Annotated in this window: 1 protein-coding gene; it reads right to left on the bottom strand. The window is 46.4% G+C overall.

The genetic code is table 11. The features are described 5' to 3' along the window. Positions 1-212: 212 nt before the first annotated feature. On the bottom strand, positions 213-641 hold the full coding sequence (locus tag V9K67_RS26990) for a hypothetical protein (protein ID WP_336728235.1): 429 nt from the start codon (positions 639-641) through the stop codon (positions 213-215). Positions 642-1159: the final 518 nt, after the last annotated feature.

The raw sequence follows: 1159 nt of genomic DNA, 5'->3' as shown, positions 1-1159 counted from the left end.
AGTAAAGATAACAATAAGCACTTACCTATGCCTTTCTGAACAGACTCAAATGACAATAGTTTTTAGACAGTTTGACGGTGAACGGCTTGCCGAAGTACGGGAATTCCGAGCGCTTCAGCCTAGCCTTTGTTTTGTTGATCAGTAAAGTTAATTAGATCGGCAGATGTTCGCCAGCCCGTATTTTGGCAAGCCGATGTTGTGCGCATTTTCCTTTATGACGTCCCAAATTCTGAAAGCAAATACCTTAGCTCCTCATTGTCTTTCCATCCTTCACTTTCCCTCATGGCTATTAGGAAGTATTTCTTTGCAGCTTCTAATGAATTTACCGTCCCTCGAACAGTAGCATCTGGCCAGGGTGCTCTGTGTCTTGGAATTAAGTATTCAATTATATATGATTTTCCAAAAGCACCTACTATTACATAGGCTGGCGACTCCCAATTATCTTCAGCTTGGATCAACAATCTTTCGTGTGAGGTCAAACCCCAAAGTGGCGTTGTCTTGAAAGCTTCATTCACTACTAAGAGAAAAGCTAGCATAGCTTCTCCGAATTCGGCCCAAAACTGGTTCTTGTCCTTTGACAAATCTTGATAATTCTCTTCCAGCGTCTTGCTTTTTTGAGCAGAACTTCTCGTAATAGGCATTCTCTAAATACATTTTGGCTGTTGAAGCGGGAGGCTTTAGTTGCGCACAACGTGAAAGGGCTTGCCGAAGGCCGGCCAGCCTTAGTGAATGATTCAAGTTTAATGTCACCAGGCTTTTGGCAAGCCTATGTTATGGGCTGGGCTCCTGTCTACTGTCACGATGTAACAGGAAATGTGCGGAGGGCTGCGACCTGTCCGTCCACCAGGGCCATTGGCAAAATCCGGCGGAGGCTTTCAACTGACCCCTTTCAAATTTCATAGCTGTCTTTTGGCGCGAAGTAGATCGAGCTGCGGAGAGCGGCCAACCTGTGGAAAAGAGACCTGACTTGACCCTGCTGGAGGGGTGTGCAGAAAGCTGAAGCAGCTTCCCCTGTCCTGTCCCACAGAGGCCGGGCTCTGAAAATGTAAACCACTTCCACTTACCGGCAACTATTTTAAGATCTGGTTGCCTTGCCCATAACGGGCGAAGGCTTGCCGAAGGCCGGCCAGCCTTAATGAATAATTCAAGTTTAATGTCA

Source organism: Huijunlia imazamoxiresistens (assembly GCF_037132455.1).
Lineage (GTDB): Bacteria > Bacteroidota > Bacteroidia > Chitinophagales > Chitinophagaceae > Flavisolibacter > Flavisolibacter imazamoxiresistens.
This window is presented reverse-complemented; position numbering and strand designations above follow the sequence as displayed.

Coding starts and splice junctions, on each gene's coding strand:
- V9K67_RS26990 (WP_336728235.1), bottom strand. CDS start 641: ATGCCTATTACGAGAAGTTCTGCTCAAAAAAGCAAGACGCTGGAAGAG.